This is a genomic window from Streptomyces sp. NPDC048825 (genome assembly GCF_043198355.1).
GTDB classification, from domain to species: Bacteria; Actinomycetota; Actinomycetes; order Streptomycetales; family Streptomycetaceae; genus Streptomyces; species Streptomyces xiangluensis.
The window spans coordinates 196,974-220,317 of sequence record NZ_JBICUR010000003.1; the positions used below are offsets into that span (position 1 = coordinate 196,974).

Genomic DNA, 23,344 nt, shown 5'->3' on the forward strand with positions numbered 1-23,344 from the left:
CTAGTGGACATACCTCCGCCCTCTGGGCCCCAGCAGCCCCCAGGCGGCCAGTACCCGCCTCCCGGCCCGTACGGCGCGCAACCCGGCTACGGCCAGGCACCGGGCCCCTACGGCTATCAGCCCTGGGGCCAAGGCCACCCCCCGTTCACCCCTCCCCTTCCCCCTCCTCCCGTCAATGGATTCGCCATCGCCGCGCTGGTGCTCGGCATCCTCTGCTTCCTGCCGCTGATCGGGCTGATCCTCGGCTTCATCGCGCTGGCACAGATCAAGAAGAAGGGCGAGCGCGGCAAGGGCATGGCGCTCGCAGGCATGATCCTTTCGGGCCTCGGCACGGCCTTCCTCGTGTTCGCGTTCGCGAGCGGGGGAGCGGCCGAGTTCTGGGAGGGCTTCAAGGAGGGCGCACAGGAGGGCGCGACCTTCTCCGTCGACAAGGGCGAGTGCTTCGATTCGCCGGAGGGCTCGCTGGAGGGCGTGGCGTACGACGTCGACAAGGTGCCGTGCGCGGACAAGCACGACGGCGAGGTCTTCGCGAACTTCCGGATGGACGACGGAAGTTACCCGGGTGACGCGGCCATCACCGAGGCAGCCGACGAAAAGTGCTACACACTTCAGCCCGCGTACGCGATGGACTCCTGGGCCGTACCCGACAATGTCGACATCTACTACTTCACCCCGACCCGCCAGAGCTGGGGCCTGGGCGACCGCGAGATCAGCTGCTTGTTCGGCAACAAGGAACCGTCCGCCGGCCTGACCGGCTCGCTGCGCAACGACGAGACCACTCTCGACGCCGACCAGATCGCGTACCTCAAGGCGGAACAGATCCACAACGAGGCGATGGAGTCGGCACCCGCGGAGGAGTACGTCGAGGACGACCTGCCCGGTCACAAGCAGTGGGCGACACGAGTCTCCGGCGCCCTGACCGAGCAGGTCGGCATGCTCCGCGCCCACGACTGGGGCGCCGAAGCGCAAGGCCCGGTCACCGCGCTGGTCAAGGACCTCGACACGGCCCGGAAGGAGTGGCAGCAGGCCGGCAGGGCCACCGACGCGGACGTCTTCTACGAGCACTACGAGAAGGGCGCGAACCTCACCGACCCCAAGCAGACGATCACCGCACGCAAGGCCTTGGGCCTGGCCACCAACCTGCCGACGTACTACGAGGACGAGAACGGCGAAGGCGGTGGCGGCACCGGGGGCGGCGGCGCCGAAGTATGACCGCCGGCCGGCCCCGATCTCAGCGGCCATAGCCGAGAGAAAGCACCTGGTAAAGACCTGCCCCACCCCATGTCATCACATCGAGTGAATCTCTGGCCCTTACTTGCCCAGGACAACCCTGGGTTGCCACGCTGTTGCTGTCTGTACAACCTGATGGGAGCGGCCAGTGGCATTCGGTGAGCAGCCGGCGTACCTCCGCGTCGCGGGTGATCTCCGCAAGAAGATCGTCGACGGCTCGCTGCCACCCCACACCCGGCTCCCGTCCCAGGCCAGAATCCGACAGGAGTACGGGGTTTCGGACACGGTCGCCCTGGAGGCCCGCAAGGTGCTGATGGCCGAGGGCCTGGTCGAGGGCCGCTCGGGATCCGGTACGTATGTGCGCGCGCGCCCCGTGCCGCGCCGCATCGCCCGCTCCGGGTACCGGCCGGAGACCGGCGCCACCCCGTTCCGCCAGGAGCAGGCCGACGCCGAGGCGCGCGGCACGTGGGAGTCGCACAGCCGGCAGGCCGAGGCGAGCGCCTCGGTCGCCTCGCGGTTGGCCATCGAGCCCGGTGACCGCGTGATGTGCACGCAGTACGTGTTCCGGGACGCGGGCGAGACGATCATGCTCTCCACGTCCTGGGAACCACTGGCCGTCACGGGCCGTACGCCCGTGATGCTCCCCGAGGAGGGCCCTCTCGGCGGCATGGGCGTGGCCGAACGCATGGCGGCGATCGACGTCATCGTCGACAACGTCACGGAGGAAGTCGGCGCGCGGCCTGGTCTCGCCGAGGAACTCGCCGCCCTCGGCGGCGTTCCCGGCCACGTGGTCCTGGTCATCCAGCGCACGTTCTTCGCGTCGGGCCGGCCGGTGGAGACGGCGGATCTGGTGGTACCGGCTGACCGGTACCGGGTGTCGTACCACTTGCCTGTGCGGTAGCCCCCGGCGGCCGGCGGGGCGCCTACGGGGGTGGCGTGTCGGATTCGTGGGCGCGAGCAACCGCAACGAACCCGCTCCTGAAAGCGAACCCAATCTGTAAAAACCCATGCGCGCTGCGTGAAGGTTAGGCGTAGGCTCGGGCATATGCGGATTGCGGTTGCGGTGTCCTTATGGAGCGGGTCGGAGCGCGGAGCGGAACGCGGAGGGGGAGCGCGATGAGCGACAGCACCATCACGCTGCCCTGGCTCGTCGTACGACGCGACGACAACGGCAACCGCTACACCGTCAGCAGGTGCGCGACCAGGGTCGAAGCCGAGAAGATCGCGGGCCGCCTCGAAGGCCACGGCCCGACCCAGCTGTACTTGATCGAGCGCATCGAACAGAACGGCCAGAACGGAAGCCCGTAGTCTCCACCGCATGACGGAACGGATCGTGGTGGTAGGGGCCGCCGTACTGAGCGAGGGGGAGCGCCGCCTACTCGCCGCCCGCCGCAGCGCACCCCCGGACCTGGCCGGCCGCTGGGAACTCCCCGGCGGCAAGGTCGAACCCGGCGAGACCCCCGAGCACGCCCTCGTACGCGAGCTGCGCGAAGAACTCGGCGTCGAGGCGGAGCCACTGGCCCGGATTCCGGGGGAGTGGCCCTTGAAACCCCCGTACACCCTCCACGTCTGGACCGCCCGCCTGCTCCCCGACTCCGCCGACCCGAAACCCCTTGAGGATCACGACGAGTTGCGCTGGCTGACACCGGACGAGATCTGGGACGTCGACTGGCTGGATCAGGACGTACCGGCCGTCATGGAGGTCGCCCGTCACGCCTGGGGAGACCCGGCACCGGAGGCGTGAGCCCTGCGGCGAGGGGTACGCGGACGCCGCCAGTGCTGTGACATACGCAACTCCGTACGCCCATGCGCGCAAGCGTGGGACGTCGTGGCATACGGCCCCCGCCCGGTACGCCGGAGGCGCCCGTACGCCGTTCGTGCCACAGTGAGCCCCGGCGCGCGGTACTCCGCCCCGCATACCGGGTATGTCCCCATTAACCCCATGAAACCGGACTACATCCGCTTCAGGCCCGGGAGTGATCCGCGTGATCCACACCGATGGCAAGGTCGCCGAGTGGACCTTCCCCGCGGATCCCGGTTCCGTACGAACCGCTCGTACCTTCGTCCGGAGCCAGCTGCGCGCCTGGGGCCTCGAATCTCTCGGTGACGTGACCGCGCTGCTGGTCAGCGAGCTGGTCACCAACTCCCTGCAGCACGCCATGGGGCCCATCGACGTACGCCTCGTGCGCCCCACGGAGCCTCTCGACGGCCTGCTCGTGGAAGTTTCCGACCCCCTGCCGGACCTGCCGCACGAGCGCGCCCCACGCCCCGAGGACGAGGGCGGTCGCGGGCTCTACCTCGTGGCGTGCTCCGCACGCCGCTGGGGCACCCGTCCCGGCGCGGCGGGCAAGACGGTGTGGTTCGAACTGGCCCCGCCGGACTGAGCGGTAGAGATTCGCGTGCCGCACGGGGCTGGTCGGTCCTGAGGGCTTGTAGGAGTCTGTGATTCGACGGGGTGCGCCCTGGTTAGAAGACTGGGAGTGTGTGTCGCGGCCGGTCCAAAATGCATCGGGACCGTGCTGTGATCGTGAACACCGTGTTGTGCGGCGCCGTACTGCTGGATACTGCGGGCAGCCGCCCCCGGTGACCGATGCCGGACGCGGTGAGCTGGAGGGGACGGTTCGCGTGAGCGAGATACCAGCGAAGGCCACGGAGACTGCGGAGTCCATGGAGTCCGGGGACCCGGGGGGCGACGCGAGGGCCGGTATGCCGGTCGGTGGCGTCGACGGCGAGGTCGACGGCGTGGTGTGGCAGAGCAGTCCACCCGGCTCGATCTACGACTACATCAAGGTCGCCTCGTTCTCGATCGGCCCCGACGGCCTCGTCGACCAGTGGAGTCTGCGCGCGGAGAAGCTCTTCGGCATCAGTGCCGAGCGGGCCGTGGGCATGGATCCCATCGAGGCCTTCGTCGATCCCGATCTGCGTGAGCTCGGTCAGCGGAAGATGGCCGAGATTCTCGACGGCCGGGAATGGACGGGCGTCGTCCCCTTCCGGGTGCCGGACGACGCGGAGTCCGGTGCGGGCACGGAGGGACTCGCCGAGGTCTACGTCATGCCGACGCGCACGGAGGAGGGCGAGCGAGCCGCCCTGTGCATCGTCGTCGACGTCCGCACCCTGCGCGGAATCGAGACGGATCTGGCTGCCGCGCAGGCGGTTTTCGGCCAATCCCCGTTCGGCTTCCTGCTGATCGACACGGAGTTGAAGATCCGCCGGGCCAACGAGCGGTTCGCCCTGGTCTTCGGTGGCACCGCCAACGACCACCGCGGACGCACCGTCAGGGACTATCTGGTGCCCCACGAGGCAGAGCGGGTCACCGCGACGCTGCGCCGCGTCCTGGAGACCGGCGAATCCGTCACCGACATGCAGGTCACGGGCACCGTGCCCGGCTCGCCCGAGCGCCGGAACTGGTCCGTCAACCTCTATCGCGTGGAGAGCGGTGCGGGCCGGCCGATCGGCGTCGCCTGGCTGGGCACCGACGTCACGGCGCGCCGTGCCGCCGCCCGCGAGGCCGCCGCCGCCCGGCGCAATCTCGCCCTGCTGAACGAGGCCGGGGCGCGCATCGGCAACTCCCTCGACCTGGAGACCACGGCCCGAGAACTCCTCGACGTGGCCGTCCCCGGCTTCTGCGACCTCGCCTCCGTCGACCTCTACCAGGGGCTGCTCGCCGGCGACGAGACGCCGCCCGGGCTCGCCGACGGCAGCGCCGAGCTGCGCCGCGTCGCCTTCGCCAGCGCCGTCTCCGACGCGCCCTTCATCGGCGGCCCCGAGCCGGTGAACGTCGGCGCCGTGCACCACTTCGCGTTCAACTCGGAGTGCGCGGACGCCCTGCGCACCGCCCGCCCGAAGACCGTCCCCGGCGAGGAGGGCGGCCTGATCCAGTCCACGCTCGCCGTTCCGATGGTCGCGCACGACACGGTCGTCGGACTCGTCCAGTTCTCGCGTACGAAGGGCAGCGAGCCGTTCGGGGATCGGGACCGCGGCCTCGCGGTCGAGCTGGCCGCGCGCGCCGCCGTCTGCATCGACAACGCCCGCCTGTACCGCCGCGAGCACCAACGCGCGTTGATACTCCAGCGCTCCCTGCTGCCTCCGGGCGACCCGGAGGCCTCCGGCCTGGACATCGCCTGCCGCTACCTTCCCGGGAACGCGGCGACCGAGGTGGGCGGCGACTGGTTCGACGTCATCGAACTCCCCGGCCACCGCACGGCCTTGGTCGTCGGCGACGTGATGGGCCGCGGTCTGCGCGCCGCCGTCGCCATGGGTGAACTCCGCACGGCCGTACGCACCTTGGCACTGCTCGACCTCGAACCGGCCGAGGTCCTCTCGGCGTTGGACGAGATCGCCCGCGGCCTCGGCACGCCCGGCGGCATCCAGCAGGCCACCCGCACGGCAGGCCGCCAGTCGCAGCGCGACGCCGACCTCTCCGAGGTGTACCTCGCCACCTGTGTGTACGCGGTCTACGACTCCGTCACGCGCCGCTGCACCTTCGCCAACGCGGGCCATCTGCCGCCCGTACTGGTGGAGCCCGGTGAGACCGCGCTGATGCTGGACGTGCCGCCGGGCATGCCGCTCGGTGTGGGCGGAGAGCCGTTCGAGGAGGTGGAGGTCGAACTTCCAGAAGGTTCCCTTTTGGCGCTCTACACGGATGGACTGGTCGAATCGCGCGATCACCCGCTGGACGAGGGCCTGCAGGCCCTCGTGGGCGCCCTGACGGACCCGTCCCACCCGTCACCCGTCCACCACGCCGGGGCGGCGGCGCGGCGCGCCGACACCTCCCGATCGCTGGAGGACGCCTGCGACCACGTCCTCAACACCCTCGACACCCATCACGGCGAGGACGACATCGCGCTTCTGATGGCACGTGTCCAGGGGCTGCCCGCCGAGTCCGTAGGCGACTGGACCCTGCCGCGCGAGCCGCGCAGCGTGGGCCGGGCGCGCGAGTTCGCCCGTGGCCAGCTCCTGAGCTGGGACCTCGAACCGCTCGTCGACACCGCGGAGTTGCTGGTCAGCGAGCTGGTGACCAATGCCCTGCGCTACGGCGAGGGCGACATCAGGCTCCGGCTGCTGCTCGACCGCACATTGGTCTGCGAGGTCTGGGACGCCGGCCTGGTCCAGCCCCGCCGCCGCCGCGCCCGCGATACGGACGAGGGCGGCCGCGGCCTCCAGCTCGTCGGTCTCCTGAGCGCTGCCTGGGGCTCCCGCCGCACCCCGCGCGGCAAGACGGTCTGGTTCGAGCTCCCCCTGCCGAACGGCGACACAGGCCTCACGGACCCGGCGGAAGCCTTGCTGAGCCTGTTCTAGGAGGAGCCAGAGGGGCTCAGGAGTCCAGGAGGATCCAGGAGGATCTAGGAGGTACGCCTCCTGATCTTCGACCCCAGCCACACCAGCGGGTCGTACTTGCGGTCAACTGCCCGTTCCTTCAAGGGGATCAGGGCGTTGTCCGTGATCTTGATGCCCTCGGGGCAGACCTCGGTGCAGCACTTGGTGATGTTGCAGTAGCCGAGGCCGTGTTCGTCCTGGGCGGTGGTCTTGCGGTCCAGTCCGGTCTCGGACGCCGCGTCCAGCGGGTGCATGTCCAGCTCCGCCACCCGCATCAGGAACCGGGGCCCCGCGAACGCCGGCTTGTTCTCCTCATGGTCCCGGACCACATGGCAGGTGTCCTGGCACAGGAAGCACTCGATGCACTTGCGGAACTCCTGCGAGCGGTCCACGTCCTCCTGCATCATCCGGTACTCGCCGGGACCGACACCGGCGGGCGGCACGAAGGACGGCACCTGCCGCGCCTTCGTGTAGTTGAAGCCGACGTCGGTGACGAGATCCCGCACAACGGGAAACGCCCGCAAGGGAGTCACCGTGATCGTTTCCTCGCGCGAGAACACCGACATACGCGTCATGCACATCAGCCGCGGCCGGCCGTTGATCTCCGCCGAACACGAACCGCACTTGCCCGCCTTGCAGTTCCAGCGCACGGCCAGATCCGGGGTCTGGGTCGCCTGGAGCCGGTGGATGATGTCCAGCACCACCTCGCCGTCGTTGACTTCGACCTTGAAGTCCTCCAGGCCACCGCCCTCGGCGTCCCCGCGCCACACCTTGAAGCGGGCCTCATAGCTGCTCACTCGTACAGCTCCTCTTCGGCGAGGTACTTGACCAGCTCTTCCTTGTCGAAGAGGGCGAGCAGGTCCTGGCGGATGGGCTCGGTGGTCTCCCGGAGGAGCTTGATCTGGCCGCGTACCGGATCCGTGGCCGCCAAGCCGCCCGTGGGATCGGTCAGCTGGCAGAGCAGGTTGATCCGCCGCCACTCCCGCTCCATCGTCGGATGGTCCTCACGGGTGTGGCCGCCGCGCGACTCCGTACGCTCCAGGGCGGCGCGCGCCACGCACTCGCTGACCAGCAGCATGTTGCGCAGGTCGAGCGCGAGGTGCCAGCCGGGATTGAACTGCCGGTGCCCCTCGACTCCCGCCCGCCGCGCCCGCACGCGGAGATCTGCCAGCTTCTTCAGCGCCGACTCCATCTCCGCCTCCCGGCGGATGATGCCGACGAGGTCGTTCATCGTCTGCTGGAGCTCCTGATGGAGGGTGTACGGGTTCTCCGGCGGCCGTCCCGCCTCCTCCGCACCCGCCTCGGGACCCTCCGCGGAGAACGGCCGCAGCGCCTCCGCCGCCGCCGCGTCGATCTGGGCGTCGTCCACCGCGGGCCGCTCGCCCGCATCGGTCGCGTACCCAGCCGCGTGCAGCCCGGCCCGGCGGCCGAAGACCAGCAGGTCGGAGAGCGAGTTGCCGCCGAGCCGGTTGGAGCCGTGCATACCGCCCGCGACCTCCCCGGCCGCGAACAGCCCCGGCACCCCGCGCGCCGCCGCCGTGTCCGATTCGACCGCGATCCCGCCCATCACGTAATGGCAGGTCGGCCCGACCTCCATCGCCTCGGCGGTGATGTCGACGTCCGCGAGCTCCTTGAACTGGTGGTACATGGAAGGCAGCCGCCGCTTGATCACCTCGGCCGGCATCCGGGTCGACACATCGAGGAAGACCCCGCCGTGCGGTGAACCACGGCCCGCCTTGACCTCGGCGTTGATGGCCCGTGCCACCTCGTCACGCGGCAGCAGCTCGGGCGGGCGCCGGTTGTTGTCCGGGTCCTCGTACCAGCGGTCGCCCTCCTCCTCGGACTGCGCGTACTTCTCCTTGAACACATCCGGGATGTAGTCGAACATGAACCGCTTGCCCTCGGAGTTCCGCAGCACCCCGCCGTCACCGCGCACCGACTCGGTGACGAGGATGCCCTTCACGGACGGCGGCCAGACCATGCCCGTCGGGTGGAACTGCACGAACTCCATGTTGAGGAGGGGCGCCCCGGCCAGCAGCGCCAGCGCGTGCCCGTCCCCGGTGTACTCCCACGAGTTCGACGTGACCTTGAAGGACTTGCCGATGCCTCCGGTGGCGATCACAACGGAGGGGGCTTCGAGGACGAAGAAACGGCCGGACTCCCGCTCGTAGCAGAAGGCACCGGAGACCCGCTCCCCGTCCTTCAGGATCCGGGTGACCGTGCACTCTTGGTAGACCTTCAGCCGCGACTCGTAGTCGCCGGTCTCCTTGTGGTCCTCCTGCTGCAAGGACACGATCTTCTGCTGGAGCGTGCGGATCAGCTCCAGGCCCGTACGGTCGCCGACGTGCGCGAGCCGCGGGTACTCGTGCCCGCCGAAGTTGCGCTGGGAGATCCGCCCGTCCTTCGTACGGTCGAAGAGGGCGCCCCACGTCTCCAGCTCCCAGACGCGGTCCGGGGCCTCCTGCGCGTGCAGCTCGGCCATCCGCCACTGGTTGAGGAACTTGCCGCCACGCATGGTGTCGCGGAAGTGCACCTGCCAGTTGTCCCCGGCGTTGACGTTGCCCATCGCCGCCGCGATGCCGCCCTCGGCCATCACCGTGTGCGCCTTGCCGAACAGCGACTTGCAGATCACGGCCGTACGCGCGCCCCGCTCACGTGCCTCGATCGCGGCCCGCAGCCCGGCGCCGCCCGCGCCGACCACGACGACGTCCCACTCCTGCCGGTCAACTACGGGCATCAGAACAACCTCGGATCGTCAAAGGCACCGGACGCGACCAGATACACGTAGAAGTCGGCGAGCGCCACGCTCACCAGCGAGGCCCAGGCGAGCAGCATGTGCCGGGCGTTGAGCTTGCCGACCCACTGCCACATCCGGTAGCGCACGGGGTGCTTGGAGAAGTGCTTGAGCTGCCCGCCGACGATGTGCCGGCACGAGTGGCAGGAGAGGGTGTACGCCCAGATCAGCACGATGTTGACCAGGAAGACCAGGGTGCCGAGACCCATGTGGCCCCACTCGTAGTGCTCGTCGCGGAAGGCGAGCACGGTGTCGTACGTGAGGATGCCGGCGACCAGGATCGCGGCGTAGAAGAAGTAGCGGTGGATGTTCTGCAGGACCAGCGGGAAGCGGGTCTCGCCGGTGTACTTCTTGTGCGGTTCGGCGACCGCGCAGGCCGGGGGTGAGGCCCAGAAGCCCCGGTAGTAGGCCTTGCGGTAGTAGTAGCAGGTCAGCCGGAAGCCCAGCGGGAAGATCAGGATGAGCAGGGCGGGGGACAGGCCCCACCAGCCACCGAAGATCTCCCAGTTCGGGCCCGCCCGCATCGGCTCGCAGTTCTCCGCCAGACAGGGCGAGTAGAACGGCGAGACGTATGGCGCCGCGTAGTAGTCGGTGTTCGCGAACGCCCGCCACGTCGAGTAGACGATGAAGGCCAGCAGACCGGCCGCGGTGGTGGCAGGCGCCAGCCACCAGCGGTCCGTCCGCAGATGCGGGGCGGCGATCGCGGCGCGCGTGGGGGTTCTTACGCCGCCGCTGTTCAGTTCGGGTTCCGTACCAGTGGCCAAGGGGTGGACTCCAGTCGGATCAGGGTGCGTGCCGGTCGCGGGCGCCGAGACCCTCGTCGTCCGAGTCCGTCCACAGAGTGCTGTCGTACGGGGTGTCGGGGATGGACACGAGGTCGGGACGCCGCGGTGCCTTGAGGCCGGGGGCGGCCTCGCGCAGCAGCGCCACGCTCTCGCGCAGGTGGTCGGCGTCGGTGCGCACACGGCGCATCTCCAGACCGCCACCGATCTGCTGTTCCAGGCGCCCCACGGACCGGTACAGGTCGTCGAGAGCGCGCTGGACTGTTGTCAGGTCGTCTTGCACGGACATGACTTGCCCTCACTTCCGCGGACCCTGTGGCCCAAGGCGGCAACGTTCATGCGCCTGCGAGTGTCGCGCGTCACATCGGCCCCTGTGAAGGGATCTGCATGGATTAACCGATCGTGTCGCGCATTCACGCCACACGCGCGCCCCCGCTGTCGGCAGTGCGCCCTTTGCTAGGCCGCATGGGTGAGCTTTCGCTTACCCATCGCCGTGGCGCCGCTCCGACTCGGGGGCTTGCCCCTTCAGTAGGGCGATAGATCTGATCAACTCCATAATACGGCCAAACGTGATCTAACTCACCAAACGTGACATTCCGCGTGTTCAGCCCAAGTGATCAGCCCACGTGATCAGAACCGCCCCGGAGGTATCAGTCATGTCCCACCACGGCGTCGGACCGCGCGCATCCATGCGCTCGGTCGCGTTCCTCACGGCGGGCGTGCTCGCGGTGACCTCCCTCGCCGCGTGCAGCGAGGAGGACCCGGCCGCCCGGCCCCTCGCCGGGCAGGACATCGCTCCCGCGGAGCGTGACCGGATCGCCGACGGCGGCTCCGTGCGCTGGGCCGTGGACACCGTCCCGGCGACCCTCAACACCTTCCAGGCCGACGCCGACGCGACCACCTCACGCGTCGCCGGCGCTGTCCTGCCCTCGATGTACCGGATCGACGAGAAGGGCAGGCCCGAGCGCAACCCCGACTACCTGGAGTCCGCGGAGATCGTCGAGCGCGAGCCCAAGCAGGTCGTGCTCTACAAGCTCAACCAGCAGGCCGTCTGGAGCGATGGCCGCGAGATCGGCGCCGCCGACTTCGCCGCCCAGTGGCGCGCCCTGTCCGGCAAGGACACCGCGTACTGGACGGCCCGCAACGCCGGCTACGAACGCATCGAGAAGATCGAGCGCGGCGACGACGACCTCGAGGTGCGGGTCACCTTCAGCAAGCCGTACGCGGACTGGCGGTCGCTGTTCTCGCCGCTGTACCCGAAGAACGTGATGGGCACCCCGGACACCTTCAACGACGGCGCCCGCCGCAAGCTGAAGGTCACCGCCGGTCCCTTCAGGATCGACAAGATCGACCGCAAGGCCGGCGACGTCAGGCTGAAGCGCAATCCGCGCTGGTGGGGCCACCAGCCCAAGCTCTCCGAGCTGGTCCTGCGCGCCGTACCGCGCAACAAACGCGCCGCCGCGCTCGCCGCCGGCCGGCTCGACCTCGCCGAGATCGACGCCTCCGCGGCGCGGCGCATCACAGCCGCTGCCGGCGCCAAGGGATCCGCCGGGGCACCCTTCGCCCACGGCCCCGGCACCGAACTCACGCCCGCCCGGGCGTTGCGCTCCTGGGCGATCGCGAACGGCTCCGACGAGGAGGCGGCCGACGAGGAGGTCACCGCCCGCGAGCAGCGGAGCAAGGAGATCGCGAAGTACCGCGAGGAGCAGTCGGCCCTGCGCCGATTCGCGGTCCGCAAGTCCCTCGAACCCGTCTACACACAGCTCGCCCTCAACGGCGCCGAGGGCCCGCTCTCCGACGAGCGCGTCCGCCGCGCCGTGGCCCGCGCCCTCGACCGCGACGAACTCGCCAGGGTCGTACTCCAGCCCCTCGGCCTGCCCGCCGAACCCGTCGGCAGCCATCTCGCGCTCGCCGGACAGGCCGCGTACGCCGACAGCAGCGGCGCCCTCGGTGAGCAGGACACCGAGGAGGCCCAGGCGCTGCTCTCGGACGCGGGCTGGGAACGGGGCGGGCCACTCAAGGAGAAGAAGGGGGAGAAGGAGAAGGCGGCAAAGGGGGCGGGCAGCGAGGCCTCCGAGAACTCTGGGAAGTCGGACGACGACACGTACGTCGTGGGCGAGGACAACAAACCCGGTGCGGCGTACGACCCGGCCTCCGGCGAGGCGTCGTACGGCGAACGTTCCGGCGACGACAGCAAGCCCGCCGACCACGGCACCTCCGCCGTGCTCGCGCCCGCGCCCATCGCCCAGCTGCGCACGGCGCTCCTCGACCAGGCCGCCGCGCAGAACGAGAAGGCAGACGAGGAGCAGGAGGAGCAGAAGGAGCAGGAGGGGAAGCACAAGCGCGGCGGTGCGCCAGGGGCGTACGCGCCGAAGGGCACCGCCGCCCCCGCGGGTGCCGTGGCCGGTCCGCTCGCAAAGGACGGCGAGGCCCTGTCGCTGCGCTTCGTGCTCCCCTCAGGGCCCGGCACGGAGTCGCTGCGAGCGGTCGGTGAGCGCATCGCGCGGATGCTGGCCGACATCGGCATCCGTACGGAGATCTCCAAGGTCTCCGACGCGAGCTACTTCAAGGACCACATCGCCTCGGGCCAATATGACCTGGCGCTCTACTCCTGGCCCGCGTCCGCCTTCCCCGCCACGGACGCCCGGCCCATCTACGCCAAGCCGGTGCCCGCCGCGGACGGCTCCCTCAACGTCGAGCAGAACTACACCCGCGTCGGCACCGACCAGGTCGACCACCTCTTCGACCAGGCCGTCGCCGAACTGGACGAGAAGGAGTCCCGCTCCCTGGTCCGCAAGGCCGACGCCCGCATCTGGGCCGCCGCCGGCTCGATCCCCCTCTACCAGCGCCCGCAGCTCGTAGCGGCCCGCCCCAACCTGGTCAACGCGGGCGCCTTCGGCTTCGAGACACCGGTGTACGAGGACATGGGCTACTTGAAGAAGGGCATGAGGCGAACGTCCTGACCTTGGCGCGCCCCTAAAGGAGGCCGCAGGCCTTCCTTTAGGGGCGCGGGGAACTGCGCGACCAGCCCCCACCGGCCCGCACGTGAGAACGACCTCACCCAGCCCTGCGGAGCCCCAGCGGCCAGCGGCCCCGTACCATGGGGTAAGGCCGTGGCATGTTCCGCCCGGCAGGGCCCGCGTAACGCAGATGTACGCGTCGGCCGTTCACTCACCCCGGGAGAAGCGCCTCACTATGGCCACGCGCCACGACATTCGTAACGTCGCCATCGTCGCCCACGTCGACCACGGCAAGACCACTCTGGTCGACGCCATGCTCAAGCAGGCCGGTTCCTTCGCCGCGCATGCCGCCGAGTCGCTCGACGACCGCATGATGGACTCGAACGACCTGGAGCGTGAGAAGGGCATCACGATCCTCGCCAAGAACACGGCGGTGAAGTACCACCCGAAGGATGGCGGCGACGTCATCACCATCAACATCATCGACACCCCCGGCCACGCCGACTTCGGCGGTGAGGTCGAGCGCGGTCTGTCGATGGTCGACGCGGTGGTCCTGCTCGTCGACGCCTCCGAGGGCCCGCTCCCGCAGACCCGCTTCGTGCTGCGCAAGGCCCTCCAGGCCCGGCTGCCCGTCATCCTGTGCATCAACAAGACGGACCGCCCGGACTCCCGTATCGACGAGGTGGTGAACGAGGCGTACGACCTCTTCCTGGACCTCGACGCCGACGAGGACCAGATCGAGTTCCCCATCGTCTACGCGTGTGCGCGGGACGGAGTGGCCTCGCTGACCAAGCCGGAGGACGGCACCGTCCCGGCCGACAGCGACAGCCTGGAGCCGTTCTTCTCCACGATCCTGGCGCACGTCCCGGCCCCGACGTACGACGAGGAGGCCCCCCTCCAGGCGCACGTCACCAACCTGGACGCCGACAACTTCCTCGGCCGTATCGCGCTGCTCCGCGTCGAGCAGGGCGAGCTGCGCAAGGGCCAGACGGTTGCCTGGATCAAGCGTGACGGCAGCGTCAGCAGCGTACGGATCAGCGAGCTGATGATGACCGAGGCGCTGACCCGCAAGCCCGCCGAGAAGGCCGGCCCCGGTGACATCTGCGCCGTCGCCGGTATCCCCGACATCATGATCGGCGAGACCCTCGCGGACCCCGAGAACCCCGTCGCGCTGCCGCTCATCACGGTCGACGAGCCCGCGATCTCGATGACGATCGGTACGAACACCTCGCCGCTGGTCGGCCGTGGTGGCACCGGCAAGGGCGCGGACGCCAAGGCGGCCGTCAAGGACCGCAAGGTCACGGCCCGTCAGGTGAAGGACCGTCTGGACCGCGAGCTGGTCGGCAACGTCTCCCTGCGGGTGCTGGACACCGAGCGCCCGGACGCCTGGGAGGTCCAGGGCCGTGGTGAGCTCGCGCTCGCGATCCTCGTCGAGACCATGCGCCGGGAAGGCTACGAACTGACCGTCGGCAAGCCGCAGGTCGTCACCAAGGAGATCGACGGCAAGCTGCACGAGCCGGTCGAGCGCATGACGATCGACGTGCCCGAGGAGCACATGGGCGCGGTCACGCAGCTCATGGGTGTCCGCAAGGGCCGCATGGACAACATGTCCAACCACGGCTCCGGTTGGGTCCGCATGGAGTTCGTGGTGCCGTCCCGCGGCCTCATCGGCTTCCGTACGGAGTTCCTGACGAGCACGCGCGGCACGGGCATCGCCCACTCCATCCACGAGGGCCACGAGCCGTGGTTCGGCGCCCTCCAGACCCGTAACAACGGTTCACTGGTCGCCGACCGCTCCGGCGCCGTCACCGCGTTCGCGATGACGAACCTTCAGGAGCGCGGCGTGCTCTTCGTGGAGCCGGGCACCGAGGTGTACGAGGGCATGATCGTCGGTGAGAACTCGCGTGCCGACGACATGGACGTGAACATCACCAAGGAGAAGAAGCTCACCAACATGCGGTCGTCCTCGGCCGATTCGTTCGAGGCGATCGTCCCGCCGCGCAAGCTCTCCCTGGAGCAGTCCCTGGAGTTCTGCCGCGACGACGAGTGCGTCGAGGTGACCCCGGAGGCCGCCCGCATCCGCAAGGTGAAGCTGGACGGCCGCGAGCGCGCCCGCGCCGCGAGCCGCGCCAAGCACGGCTGACGCCTCCTCAGCGAGGGTCTGAAAAGCCGGTTGACCCGGTTCTCCGCCGAGAGGAGAGCCGGGTTTTCGGTGTGCCTTCAGGCCCTGTGCGGGGTGACGCCGGGGGGACGCGTTGGCGGGATCTGATGGATTCGCTGTCCCCTGCGCTGTCAGCGACGTTCGTATATCGGAGTGGGAGCGATCGAGTTTCGGACATGTAAACAGAAAACGCTCCCTGTATGTCCGTTACGCGAAGATTCCGTCTCACCTGTCAAGCGCGATCAGGTGTCAGTCTTTGCAATTTTTGCTCAAAATATGGACGGTAGGGAGATCCCTATGTCTTCCGCCCTTGACGCGCGTTGATTCCCTTGGCGAAAGTTCCCCTCAAACCACGGAACGCGCCAATATCTGAGCTGTGCTCATATCTGAGTTCGGCTCAGCTCTCCATCCCCCGGGGGAAGAACACACATGACCAGTCCAACCAAGGCCGAGGGCTCCGGCCCGTCGGTCGCCTTGGACCCTGAGCTGGCGGCGACCACCGAGGTCGTCGTGCCCAAGAAGCTTGAGGGCCGTTCCCCCGGCCAACTGATGTGGCAGCGGTTCAAGCGTGACCGTACAGGCATGATCTCCGCGGGCGTAGTGATTTTCTTCTTCGTCGTCTCCGCGCTGGCGCCGGTGATCTCCAAGCTGTACGGCAAGGACCCGTACACGCTGTACGCGCAGGAGCCGGAGTACCCGTTCCTGCTCGACGACTTCGCGATGCCCAGCGGGTCGTTCGGCGGTGTCTCGGGCGACTTCTGGTTCGGTGTCCAACCCCAGCTGGGCCGCGACGTGTTCACGATGCTGCTGTACGGCATCCGCAACTCGCTCTACATGGCCCTGGTGCTGACGATGCTGTGTGTCGTCACCGGTGTCCTCATCGGGCTGGTCGGCGGCTACTTCGGCGGCAAGGTCGACTACTGGCTGGGCCGGGTCACGGACTTCTTCCTGTCGTTCCCGAACCAGTTGTTCTTCATCGCCTTCATGCCCGTCGTCACCGCGATGTTCGTGTCCCCGACGGATGAGACCCCCACCTACCTGCGGGCGGTCGCGATCATCCTGGTGATGTGGTTCCTCGGCTGGATGCCCATGGCCCGCCTCGTCCGAGGCTCTGTGGTCTCCCTGCGTGAGCGAGAGTTCATTGAGGCGGCCAAGGTCTCCGGCGCCTCGCGGTGGCGGATCGTGCGCAAGGAGGTCCTGCCGAACGTCGTCACTCCGATTCTGGTGCAGGCCACGTACACGCTGCCCAGCAACATCCTGACGATCGCGTTCCTCTCATTCGTCGGGGTCGGCTTCGTCGAGCCGACCCCCGACTGGGGCCGGATGTTCCGCATCGGTGCCGAGATCTACGAACAGGACCCGGCGTTCCTGCTCTTCCCGGGTGCGGCACTGGTGATCTTTGTTCTGGCCTTCAACCTCCTCGGTGACTCCGTCCGCGACGCGTTCGATCCGAAGACCGGACGGTGAAGACGTCCACGAGCAGGGGGGTGGCTGCCGCCCCCGACGCCGGGCAACCGGATGGTCAGGCAGCACTTCTGGATAACGACCGACAGGTAGGTGCACAAGCATCATGAAGCCCATCCGATCGCGCTCTGTGAGAGCCATTGCCGCCATTGCGGTGGCCGGCTCGCTCGCGCTCACCGGCTGTTCCAGCGACAGCGGCGACAAGGCCAAGGACCAGTCGAAGTCCAAGGACGACGCGGCAGCGCAGCAGAAGCCCGTCCAGTACGCCGACGCCGCGGCCTCCAATGGTCCCGCGGCGCCGGTGGCGGGCGCCAAGTCCGGCGGCACGATCAACGTCTACATGCAGTCGGACCTGTCCCACATGGACCCGGGCCAGATCTACGTCAGTGACGCGGGCCAGTTCGCCAACCTCGTGCACCGCGGTCTGACGAACTTCCAGGAGGACAAGAACGGCAACCTGACGGTCGTCGGTGACATCGCCACCGACTCCGGTCAGTCGTCCGACGGCGGCAAGACCTGGACGTACAAGCTCAAGTCGGGCGTCAAGGACGAGGACGGCAACGTCATCACGTCCAAGGACGTCCGTCACACCATCGAGCGCCAGTACTCGAAGGTCATCTTCGACGGCCCGACGTACGTCCAGACCTGGCTCTCCGGTGCCGACTACCGCAAGGACCTGCCGGACGGCCCGTACAAGGGCAAGCACCTGCCGGACTCCGTCCTGGAGACCCCGGACGACGAGACGGTGATCTTCCACTTCAACCAGGCGCGTCCCGACCTGCCGCAGGCGCTCGCCATGGCCGGCTACGCCATCGTGCCCGAGAAGCAGGACACGAAGGAGAAGTACGACAAGGCTCCGGCCGCGCTCGGCCCGTACAAGATCTCCGAGTACAAGGCCGGCAAGTCCCTGAAGCTGGTCAAGAACACCAACTGGGACCCGAAGACCGACTCGGTCCGGCACCAGTACGTCGACGGCTACAACTTCACCACGACGATCGACCAGGCCAGCCAGACCAAGCGTCTGATCGCCGACCAGGGCGAGGCCAAGAACGCGATCCAGTGGACCGACCCCGTCGACACGGCGCAGATCCAGGACGTCGTCACCAAACCGGCGGTCAACAAGCGCACCATCAAGGGCTACCAGCCCTACGTCTGGCAGATGAGCTTCAACCTTGACAAGATCAAGGACAAGAAGATCCGCGACGCCATCACGTACGCGATCCCGGCCCAGGCCATGGTCCAGGCCGACGGCGGCCGGTACGGCGGTGAGATCGCCGGTGGTCTGTTCGCCCCGACCCTGCCGGGCTTCGACGCGAAGTACGACCCGTACGGCAAGCTCAAGAAGCCCAACGGCGACCTCGCGAAGGCCAAGGAGCTGATCAAGGAGGCGGGCGTCAAGGAGGGCACCAAGCTCACCTACGCGTACTCCAACAGCCCGCGCGGCCAGGCTCAGCAGGTCATCATCAAGGACGCGCTGGGGAAGATCGGCTTCGACGTCCAGGTCAAGGAGATCGACCGCGCCACCTTCTACGAGCAGATCGGCAAGCTCAAGAACCCGTACGACCTCTACATGACCGGCTGGGGCCAGGACTGGCCGTCCCAGTCCACGGTCGTGACCCCGGTCTACGACGGCACGCAGATCGCTGATGGTGCGCCGAACTACTCGCACATCAACGACCCGCAGGTCAACAAGCTGATCGAAGAGGCTCTGAAGCTGGAGCCGGCCCAGGCCGCCGTGAAGTGGGAGGAGGCGCACAAGCGCATCCTCGAGGAGATCAACCCGGCTGCCCCGGTGTACTACTCGAAGCAGATCCAGCTGTTCGGGTCGAACATCGGCGGTGCCACCTACAGCACCGAATCGAGCTACATCGACATCAACAACGTGTTCCTGAAGCAGCCGTAACCAAGCGCCACGGCTGATCCGTGGGGGTGCGCGCCAGGCGGAGCGCACCCCCACGGGCACCCATCCCCCTCACCGCACCGCCGCTTCCGAAGAGAGCAGCCGCCCGCCATGCTTCAGTTCCTCATCCGCAGGTCGATCGGCGCGGTCGTGATCATGTTCCTGATCGCCGCGTTCACGTTCTTCCTGTTCTACGCAGTCCCCCAGGACTTCGCCGCCCTCTCCTGCGGCAAGAACTGCTCGCCGGAGAACCTCGCCGTCATCCGGGAGAACCTCGGTCTGGACAAGCCCATCACCGCGCAGTTCTGGGACTTCATGGTCGGCATCGTGGCCGGCCGCGACTTCGCCGTCGGGCACTGCTCAGCCCCATGCCTGGGCGTCTCCTTCAAGACGGGCGACTTCGTCTGGGACTCGCTCATGGACCGGTTCCCGCTGACGCTGTCGCTGACCATCGGCGGGCTCGTCATCTTCCTGCTCTTCGGCCTCGGCACCGGCATGCTCGCCGCCTGGAAGCGCGGCACCGTGGTCGACAAGCTCGCCAGCGGCGCGTCCATCGTGCTCAGCTCATTCCAGATCTACCTGCTCGGCCCGATCGTGCTCGGCATCCTCGTCTACTCGTCGGGCTGGATGGAGAACCCCAAGTACGTGCCGTTCACCGACGATCCAGGTGCCTGGTTCATCGGACTGCTCATCCCCTGGGTCGTGATGGCCACGATCTTCACCGCCCAGTACACGCGTATGGCCCGCTCGACCATGATCGAGCAACTGCAGGAGGAGCATGTCCGCACCGCGAGAGCGAAGGGCATGTCGCAGAAGTACGTGTTCTTCCGCTACGCCTGGCGCGGTGCACTGATCCCGATCGTCACGATCCTCGGCCTGGACCTCAGCTCGCTGCTCGCGGGCGGTGTGGTCACCGAGTTCACCTTCGACCTGGCGGGCATCGGACGGCTCGCGGTGGAGTCGTCGTTGACCAAGGATCTGCCGCTGACGATGGGGGCCATGCTGTTCGGAGCCTTCTTCATCCTGATCCTGAACATCCTCGTGGACATCGCCTACGCGTTCATCGACCCGCGCGTGCGCCTCAGCTAGGAGAACGACCGTGAGCACACTGACCAAGGTCGAAGACGCCCCGAACCCGACGGGTTCGGACGCCTTCCTCTCGGTCCGGGATCTGCGGGTGCAGTTCTCCACCGAGGACGGCGTCGTCAAGGCGGTCGACGGCCTCTCCTTCGACGTCGAGCGCGGCAAGACCCTGGGCATCGTCGGTGAGTCGGGCTCCGGCAAGTCCGTCACCAACCTGACGATCCTCGGGCTGCACAGCCCCAAGACCACCACCGTCGAGGGCGAGATCGTCCTGGACGGCAAGGAGCTGATCACCGCCTCCGAGAAGGAGATGGAGAAGCTCCGCGGCAACAAGGCCGCGATGATCTTCCAGGACCCGCTGACCGCGCTCTCGCCGTACTACACGGTGGGTCGCCAGCTGTCCGAGCCGTTCATGAAGCACACCGGAGCCTCCAAGAAGGAGGCGAAGGCACGGGCGATCGAGATGCTCGACAAGGTCGGCATCCCGCAGCCCCAGACGCGCTTCCACGACTACCCGCACCAGTTCTCCGGCGGTATGCGCCAGCGCGCGATGATCGCCATGGCGCTGATGTGCGACCCCGACCTGCTGATCGCCGACGAGCCGACCACCGCGCTCGATGTGACCGTCCAGGCGCAGATCCTGGACCTGCTGAGGGACCTCCAGCAGGAGTTCGGCTCCGCGATCATCTTCATCACCCATGACCTGGGCGTCATTTCGCACATGGCCGACGACCTGCTGGTGATGTACGCGGGCCGGGCCGTGGAGCGGGGCAGCACCCGCGAGGTGCTCCGCACGCCCCAGCATCCGTACACCTGGGGCCTGTTGAGCTCGATGCCGAGGCTCGGCGGCGACCTCAACGAGGCGCTCACCCCGATCCCGGGAACGCCGCCCTCCCTGCTCAACCCGCCGTCCGGCTGCCCCTTCCACCCGCGATGCGCCTTCCAGGAGAAGGTCGGCAACCGCTGTGTGGACGAGCGGCCGCCGCTGGCCGAGGGCCGCGCAGCCGCCTGCCACCTCACGGCCGAGCAGAAGCAGACCATCTTCATCGACCAGATCCAGCCCCGGCTGCGCTAGGGAGAACCGAGACATGAGCGACAACCTCACCCTCCCCGCACCGAAGGACTCGACCGGCACCTCGGCCGAGACGCTCCTCAGCGTCGAGGGCCTGACCAAGCACTTCCCGATCTACGGCGGCTTCCCGATCAAACGAAAAGTCGGCGCCGTCCAGGCCGTCGACAGCATCGACCTGAGCGTCGGGGTCGGCGAAAGCGTCGGCCTGGTCGGCGAGTCGGGCTGCGGCAAGTCGACGACGGGCCGGCTGATCACGCGGCTTCTGGAGCCCACCGGCGGCACAATCACGTACGCAGGCCAGGACATCACGCACGCGTCCCGCAAGCAGCTCGCCCCCGTGCGGTCCGAGATCCAGATGATCTTCCAGGACCCGTACTCCTCGCTGAACCCGCGTCAGACCGTCGGCACGATCATCAAGTCGCCGATGGAGGTCAACGGCATCAACCCGGAGGGCGGCCGGGAGAAGCGTGTACGCGAACTCCTGGAGCTGGTCGGCCTCAACCCCGAGCACTACAACCGCTTCCCGCACGAGTTCTCCGGCGGTCAGCGTCAGCGCATCGGGGTGGCCCGCGCCCTGGCGCTGAACCCGAAGCTGATCGTGGCGGACGAGCCGGTCTCCGCGCTGGACGTGTCGATCCAGGCGCAGGTGGTGAACCTTCTCAAGAAGGTCCAGCAGGAGCTGGGCATCGCCTTCCTCTTCATCGCCCACGACCTCGCCATCGTGCGCCACTTCTCGCAGCGCGTGGCGGTGATGTACCTCGGCAAGGTGGTGGAGGTCGGCGACCGCGACTCGATCTACAACCGGCCCCGGCACCCCTACACCCACGCTCTCCTCTCGGCAGTCCCCGAGGTAGCCACCGAGGACTCCGAGGACCGCGAGCGCATCCGCCTCGCCGGCGACGTGCCCTCGCCGATCCACCCCCCGTCCGGGTGCCGCTTCCGCACACGCTGCTGGAAGGCGCAGGACAAGTGCGCCAGCGAGGAGCCCCCGCTGATCCAGCTCTCCGGCAACCGCGGCGGCCACCTGACGGCCTGCCACTTCCCGGAGGAGCCGACCACGGAGGCGCGGGACGAGGACGTGGTGATGGACCCGGCGCTGAAGGCGCTGGAGCAGGACGCGGCTGAGGTGGACGCGAAGGTCACGAAGGCCTGAGGCGCACGGAGCGCTCCCAGAGCCCAGCCCGTCGTGCGACGGTGATGACCTCGGGGGCCGGGGGCGGGGTCGAAGGGACCCCGCCCCCGGCCCCCGAATCGCCGTGGCACGACGAACCCGGCGTCGACGAGAAACCGGTCGAGCACGTCGGCGCGGAGGAACCGTGACGTGCTCTTCCCGACCACGTCGTGATGACCGGGCACGGCACGGTGGTCGTCGCCCCCGCACATCCCGACGGCAGCCGGATCAATCGCGCCCCTCGGATGATCCAGGGGCGTCAAACTGGCGCGATGGACCATCACTTCGTTGGCATCCCAGAGTTGACCGGCGTTCCCCGTGTTGCAGTCGTCATCGACGTCATGCGCGCCTTCACCGTGGCTGCCTGGGCCTTCTCGCGTGGCGTCGAGAGGATCGTCCTGGCCTCAACGGAGAGTGAGGCACTTGCCTTGAAGGAGAGCCGCTCGGGTTGGCTGGCTTTGAAGGACGGAGCTCCAGCAGCGGGCTTCGACGCGGTGAACTCACCTGGCTTGCTCAGGTCATGCGATTTCGCTGGTCGAACGCTGGTGCAGAAGACGACCGCAGGAACCGTGGGCGCGCTGGCCGTCGCGAACGCGCCGCTGGTCCTGTGCGCGAGCTTCGTGGTGGCCGGCCCGACCGCGCGGTTCCTGCAGACCAAGGATTCCGGTCCGGTGACGTTCGTTGTCACCGGCGAGGGAGGCCGGGCCGACGAGGACCTGGCCTGCGCTGAATACATTGGTCAATGTATGGCCGGAAATGATGTTGAGGCGGCCCCGTATCTCCACCGCGCGAGGACTTCTCGTGCCGCGGCAGACCTCGCCGGTGGGCTGCGGAGCGGATACCACCCGGACGATGTCGATCTCTGCTTGGAAATCGACAGGTTCTCCTTTGCGATGATGGCTCGCCAGGAGGAGTCTCTAACGGTGCTCCGTCCCGTTGCGGTGCCTGACATCCCGTCCAATATCCACTGACCTGCTGGAACTTTGGACTTTCAGGCGGCATGGCCCACCCGATCAGGGCGGGCTATGCCGCCTGCGCCAGTCGCTAGGAGCCGATGTCGGTGTCGATGGCATCAGGTAGGCGTCCATGGCGGCACCGTCCCCCGGGGGCGGCGTCGGGCGGGATGTCGGGCGTGCTCTCCTCGGCGGCGCGGCTGACCGCGTCCACCTCCGCGAACCGGCCCTGGGCGCGCCGGACCCGTGCCGCCTCGGCGAGTGCCGCGATGCGCAGGAACGCGGAGAGATCGAGACCGTAGTCGGCCACGGCCTCGTGGTTCGCAGCGTTCTCGCCGGGATCGAACGTGGGGGTGATGCGGTTCTTCACCATGCCTCTCCGTAGGACGCTCCCCGTCGCGTATGACCCGTCGGGCAGGACCGTTCCGCGCAGGTGAAGGGGCACGTGTCCATTTAAT

The 23,344-nt window shown here is 68.3% G+C and carries 19 protein-coding genes; 14 read left to right on the plus strand and 5 right to left on the minus strand.

The features are described 5' to 3' along the window. The first annotated feature begins 3 nt into the window (after positions 1 to 3). The 6 genes from ACGFNK_RS09520 (at position 4) to ACGFNK_RS09545 (ending at position 6,528) form a co-directional block, all read left to right on the plus strand. The gene (locus ACGFNK_RS09520; RefSeq protein WP_393413570.1) at positions 4 to 1,212 is read left to right on the plus strand and encodes a DUF4190 domain-containing protein; all 1,209 of its coding nucleotides are present in this window, start codon (positions 4 to 6) and stop codon (positions 1,210 to 1,212) included. 166 nt (positions 1,213 to 1,378) lie between these two features. Beyond that, positions 1,379 to 2,131: a GntR family transcriptional regulator gene (locus tag ACGFNK_RS09525; RefSeq protein ID WP_393413572.1), complete on the plus strand. Its 753-nt coding sequence runs from the start codon at positions 1,379 to 1,381 to the stop codon at positions 2,129 to 2,131. Positions 2,132 to 2,346: 215 nt separating this feature from the next. Continuing rightward, positions 2,347 to 2,538, plus strand: coding sequence for an SPOR domain-containing protein (locus ACGFNK_RS09530; RefSeq protein WP_393413574.1), 192 nt, complete (start codon positions 2,347 to 2,349; stop codon positions 2,536 to 2,538). A gap of 10 nt (positions 2,539 to 2,548) precedes the next feature. Next, positions 2,549 to 2,974, plus strand: a complete 426-nt coding sequence (locus ACGFNK_RS09535; protein WP_393413576.1) for a (deoxy)nucleoside triphosphate pyrophosphohydrolase — start codon at positions 2,549 to 2,551, stop codon at positions 2,972 to 2,974. Positions 2,975 to 3,206: 232 nt separating this feature from the next. Beyond that, complete coding sequence (locus ACGFNK_RS09540; RefSeq protein ID WP_393413578.1) at positions 3,207 to 3,614, plus strand: ATP-binding protein; 408 nt, start codon at positions 3,207 to 3,209, stop codon at positions 3,612 to 3,614. 241 nt (positions 3,615 to 3,855) lie between these two features. Further along, positions 3,856 to 6,528, plus strand: coding sequence for a SpoIIE family protein phosphatase (locus ACGFNK_RS09545; protein ID WP_393413580.1), 2,673 nt, complete (start codon positions 3,856 to 3,858; stop codon positions 6,526 to 6,528). Between the two features lie 44 nt (positions 6,529 to 6,572). Here the strand turns inward: ACGFNK_RS09545 and ACGFNK_RS09550 are convergent, their stop codons facing one another. From ACGFNK_RS09550 to ACGFNK_RS09565, 4 genes are read right to left on the minus strand one after another with little or no spacing between them, the layout of a single operon-like run. Next, the gene (locus ACGFNK_RS09550) at positions 6,573 to 7,343 is read right to left on the minus strand and encodes a succinate dehydrogenase/fumarate reductase iron-sulfur subunit (RefSeq protein WP_393413582.1); all 771 of its coding nucleotides are present in this window, start codon (positions 7,341 to 7,343) and stop codon (positions 6,573 to 6,575) included. Beyond that, the gene (locus ACGFNK_RS09555; protein ID WP_393413584.1) at positions 7,340 to 9,283 is read right to left on the minus strand and encodes a fumarate reductase/succinate dehydrogenase flavoprotein subunit; all 1,944 of its coding nucleotides are present in this window, start codon (positions 9,281 to 9,283) and stop codon (positions 7,340 to 7,342) included. Before ACGFNK_RS09555 ends, ACGFNK_RS09550 begins: the two co-directional genes overlap by 4 nt. Then, positions 9,283 to 10,104: a hypothetical protein gene (locus ACGFNK_RS09560; protein WP_386342289.1), complete on the minus strand. Its 822-nt coding sequence runs from the start codon at positions 10,102 to 10,104 to the stop codon at positions 9,283 to 9,285. Before ACGFNK_RS09560 ends, ACGFNK_RS09555 begins: the two co-directional genes overlap by 1 nt. Positions 10,105 to 10,123: 19 nt before the next feature. After that, the gene (locus ACGFNK_RS09565) at positions 10,124 to 10,411 is read right to left on the minus strand and encodes a hypothetical protein (RefSeq protein ID WP_388681532.1); all 288 of its coding nucleotides are present in this window, start codon (positions 10,409 to 10,411) and stop codon (positions 10,124 to 10,126) included. Between the two features lie 367 nt (positions 10,412 to 10,778). Between ACGFNK_RS09565 and ACGFNK_RS09570 the strand changes: the two genes are divergently transcribed. From ACGFNK_RS09570 to ACGFNK_RS09605, 8 genes are all read left to right on the plus strand, one after another. Next, a complete protein-coding gene (locus ACGFNK_RS09570) occupies positions 10,779 to 13,085 on the plus strand; it encodes an ABC transporter family substrate-binding protein (protein ID WP_393413587.1) in 2,307 nt (768 codons plus the stop codon). A 232-nt stretch (positions 13,086 to 13,317) separates the two neighbouring features. Then, positions 13,318 to 15,225, plus strand: a complete 1,908-nt coding sequence (gene typA, locus ACGFNK_RS09575) for a translational GTPase TypA (protein WP_393413589.1) — start codon at positions 13,318 to 13,320, stop codon at positions 15,223 to 15,225. A gap of 447 nt (positions 15,226 to 15,672) precedes the next feature. Further along, positions 15,673 to 16,710, plus strand: a complete 1,038-nt coding sequence (locus ACGFNK_RS09580; protein ID WP_393413591.1) for an ABC transporter permease — start codon at positions 15,673 to 15,675, stop codon at positions 16,708 to 16,710. Positions 16,711 to 16,813: 103 nt separating this feature from the next. Continuing rightward, entirely contained in the window at positions 16,814 to 18,610 is a 1,797-nt protein-coding gene (locus ACGFNK_RS09585; RefSeq protein WP_393413593.1) for an ABC transporter substrate-binding protein, read from the plus strand. Positions 18,611 to 18,718: 108 nt separating this feature from the next. After that, a complete protein-coding gene (locus ACGFNK_RS09590; protein WP_393413595.1) occupies positions 18,719 to 19,696 on the plus strand; it encodes an ABC transporter permease in 978 nt (325 codons plus the stop codon). 10 nt (positions 19,697 to 19,706) lie between these two features. After that, entirely contained in the window at positions 19,707 to 20,765 is a 1,059-nt protein-coding gene (locus tag ACGFNK_RS09595; RefSeq protein ID WP_393413597.1) for an ABC transporter ATP-binding protein, read from the plus strand. A gap of 13 nt (positions 20,766 to 20,778) precedes the next feature. Continuing rightward, complete coding sequence (locus ACGFNK_RS09600) at positions 20,779 to 21,915, plus strand: ABC transporter ATP-binding protein (RefSeq protein ID WP_393413599.1); 1,137 nt, start codon at positions 20,779 to 20,781, stop codon at positions 21,913 to 21,915. A gap of 290 nt (positions 21,916 to 22,205) precedes the next feature. Beyond that, entirely contained in the window at positions 22,206 to 22,904 is a 699-nt protein-coding gene (locus tag ACGFNK_RS09605; protein WP_393414400.1) for a 2-phosphosulfolactate phosphatase, read from the plus strand. 73 nt (positions 22,905 to 22,977) lie between these two features. Here the strand turns inward: ACGFNK_RS09605 and ACGFNK_RS09610 are convergent, their stop codons facing one another. Further along, on the minus strand, positions 22,978 to 23,259 hold the full coding sequence (locus ACGFNK_RS09610) for a hypothetical protein (protein WP_393413601.1): 282 nt from the start codon (positions 23,257 to 23,259) through the stop codon (positions 22,978 to 22,980). Positions 23,260 to 23,344 lie beyond the last annotated feature (85 nt).

Excerpts from the sequence above, each read along its gene's own strand:
- ACGFNK_RS09530 (WP_393413574.1), top strand. The coding sequence starts at position 2,347 with ATGAGCGACAGCACCATCACGCTGCCCTGGCTCGTCGTACGACGCGAC.
- ACGFNK_RS09535 (WP_393413576.1), top strand. The coding sequence starts at position 2,549 with ATGACGGAACGGATCGTGGTGGTAGGGGCCGCCGTACTGAGCGAGGGG.
- ACGFNK_RS09555 (WP_393413584.1), bottom strand. The coding sequence starts at position 9,283 with ATGCCCGTAGTTGACCGGCAGGAGTGGGACGTCGTCGTGGTCGGCGCG.
- ACGFNK_RS09565 (WP_388681532.1), bottom strand. The coding sequence starts at position 10,411 with ATGTCCGTGCAAGACGACCTGACAACAGTCCAGCGCGCTCTCGACGAC.
- ACGFNK_RS09570 (WP_393413587.1), top strand. The coding sequence starts at position 10,779 with ATGTCCCACCACGGCGTCGGACCGCGCGCATCCATGCGCTCGGTCGCG.
- typA (WP_393413589.1), top strand. The coding sequence starts at position 13,318 with ATGGCCACGCGCCACGACATTCGTAACGTCGCCATCGTCGCCCACGTC.
- ACGFNK_RS09580 (WP_393413591.1), top strand. The coding sequence starts at position 15,673 with ATGACCAGTCCAACCAAGGCCGAGGGCTCCGGCCCGTCGGTCGCCTTG.
- ACGFNK_RS09585 (WP_393413593.1), top strand. The coding sequence starts at position 16,814 with ATGAAGCCCATCCGATCGCGCTCTGTGAGAGCCATTGCCGCCATTGCG.
- ACGFNK_RS09590 (WP_393413595.1), top strand. The coding sequence starts at position 18,719 with ATGCTTCAGTTCCTCATCCGCAGGTCGATCGGCGCGGTCGTGATCATG.
- ACGFNK_RS09600 (WP_393413599.1), top strand. The coding sequence starts at position 20,779 with ATGAGCGACAACCTCACCCTCCCCGCACCGAAGGACTCGACCGGCACC.
- ACGFNK_RS09605 (WP_393414400.1), top strand. The coding sequence starts at position 22,206 with ATGGACCATCACTTCGTTGGCATCCCAGAGTTGACCGGCGTTCCCCGT.
- ACGFNK_RS09610 (WP_393413601.1), bottom strand. The coding sequence starts at position 23,259 with ATGGTGAAGAACCGCATCACCCCCACGTTCGATCCCGGCGAGAACGCT.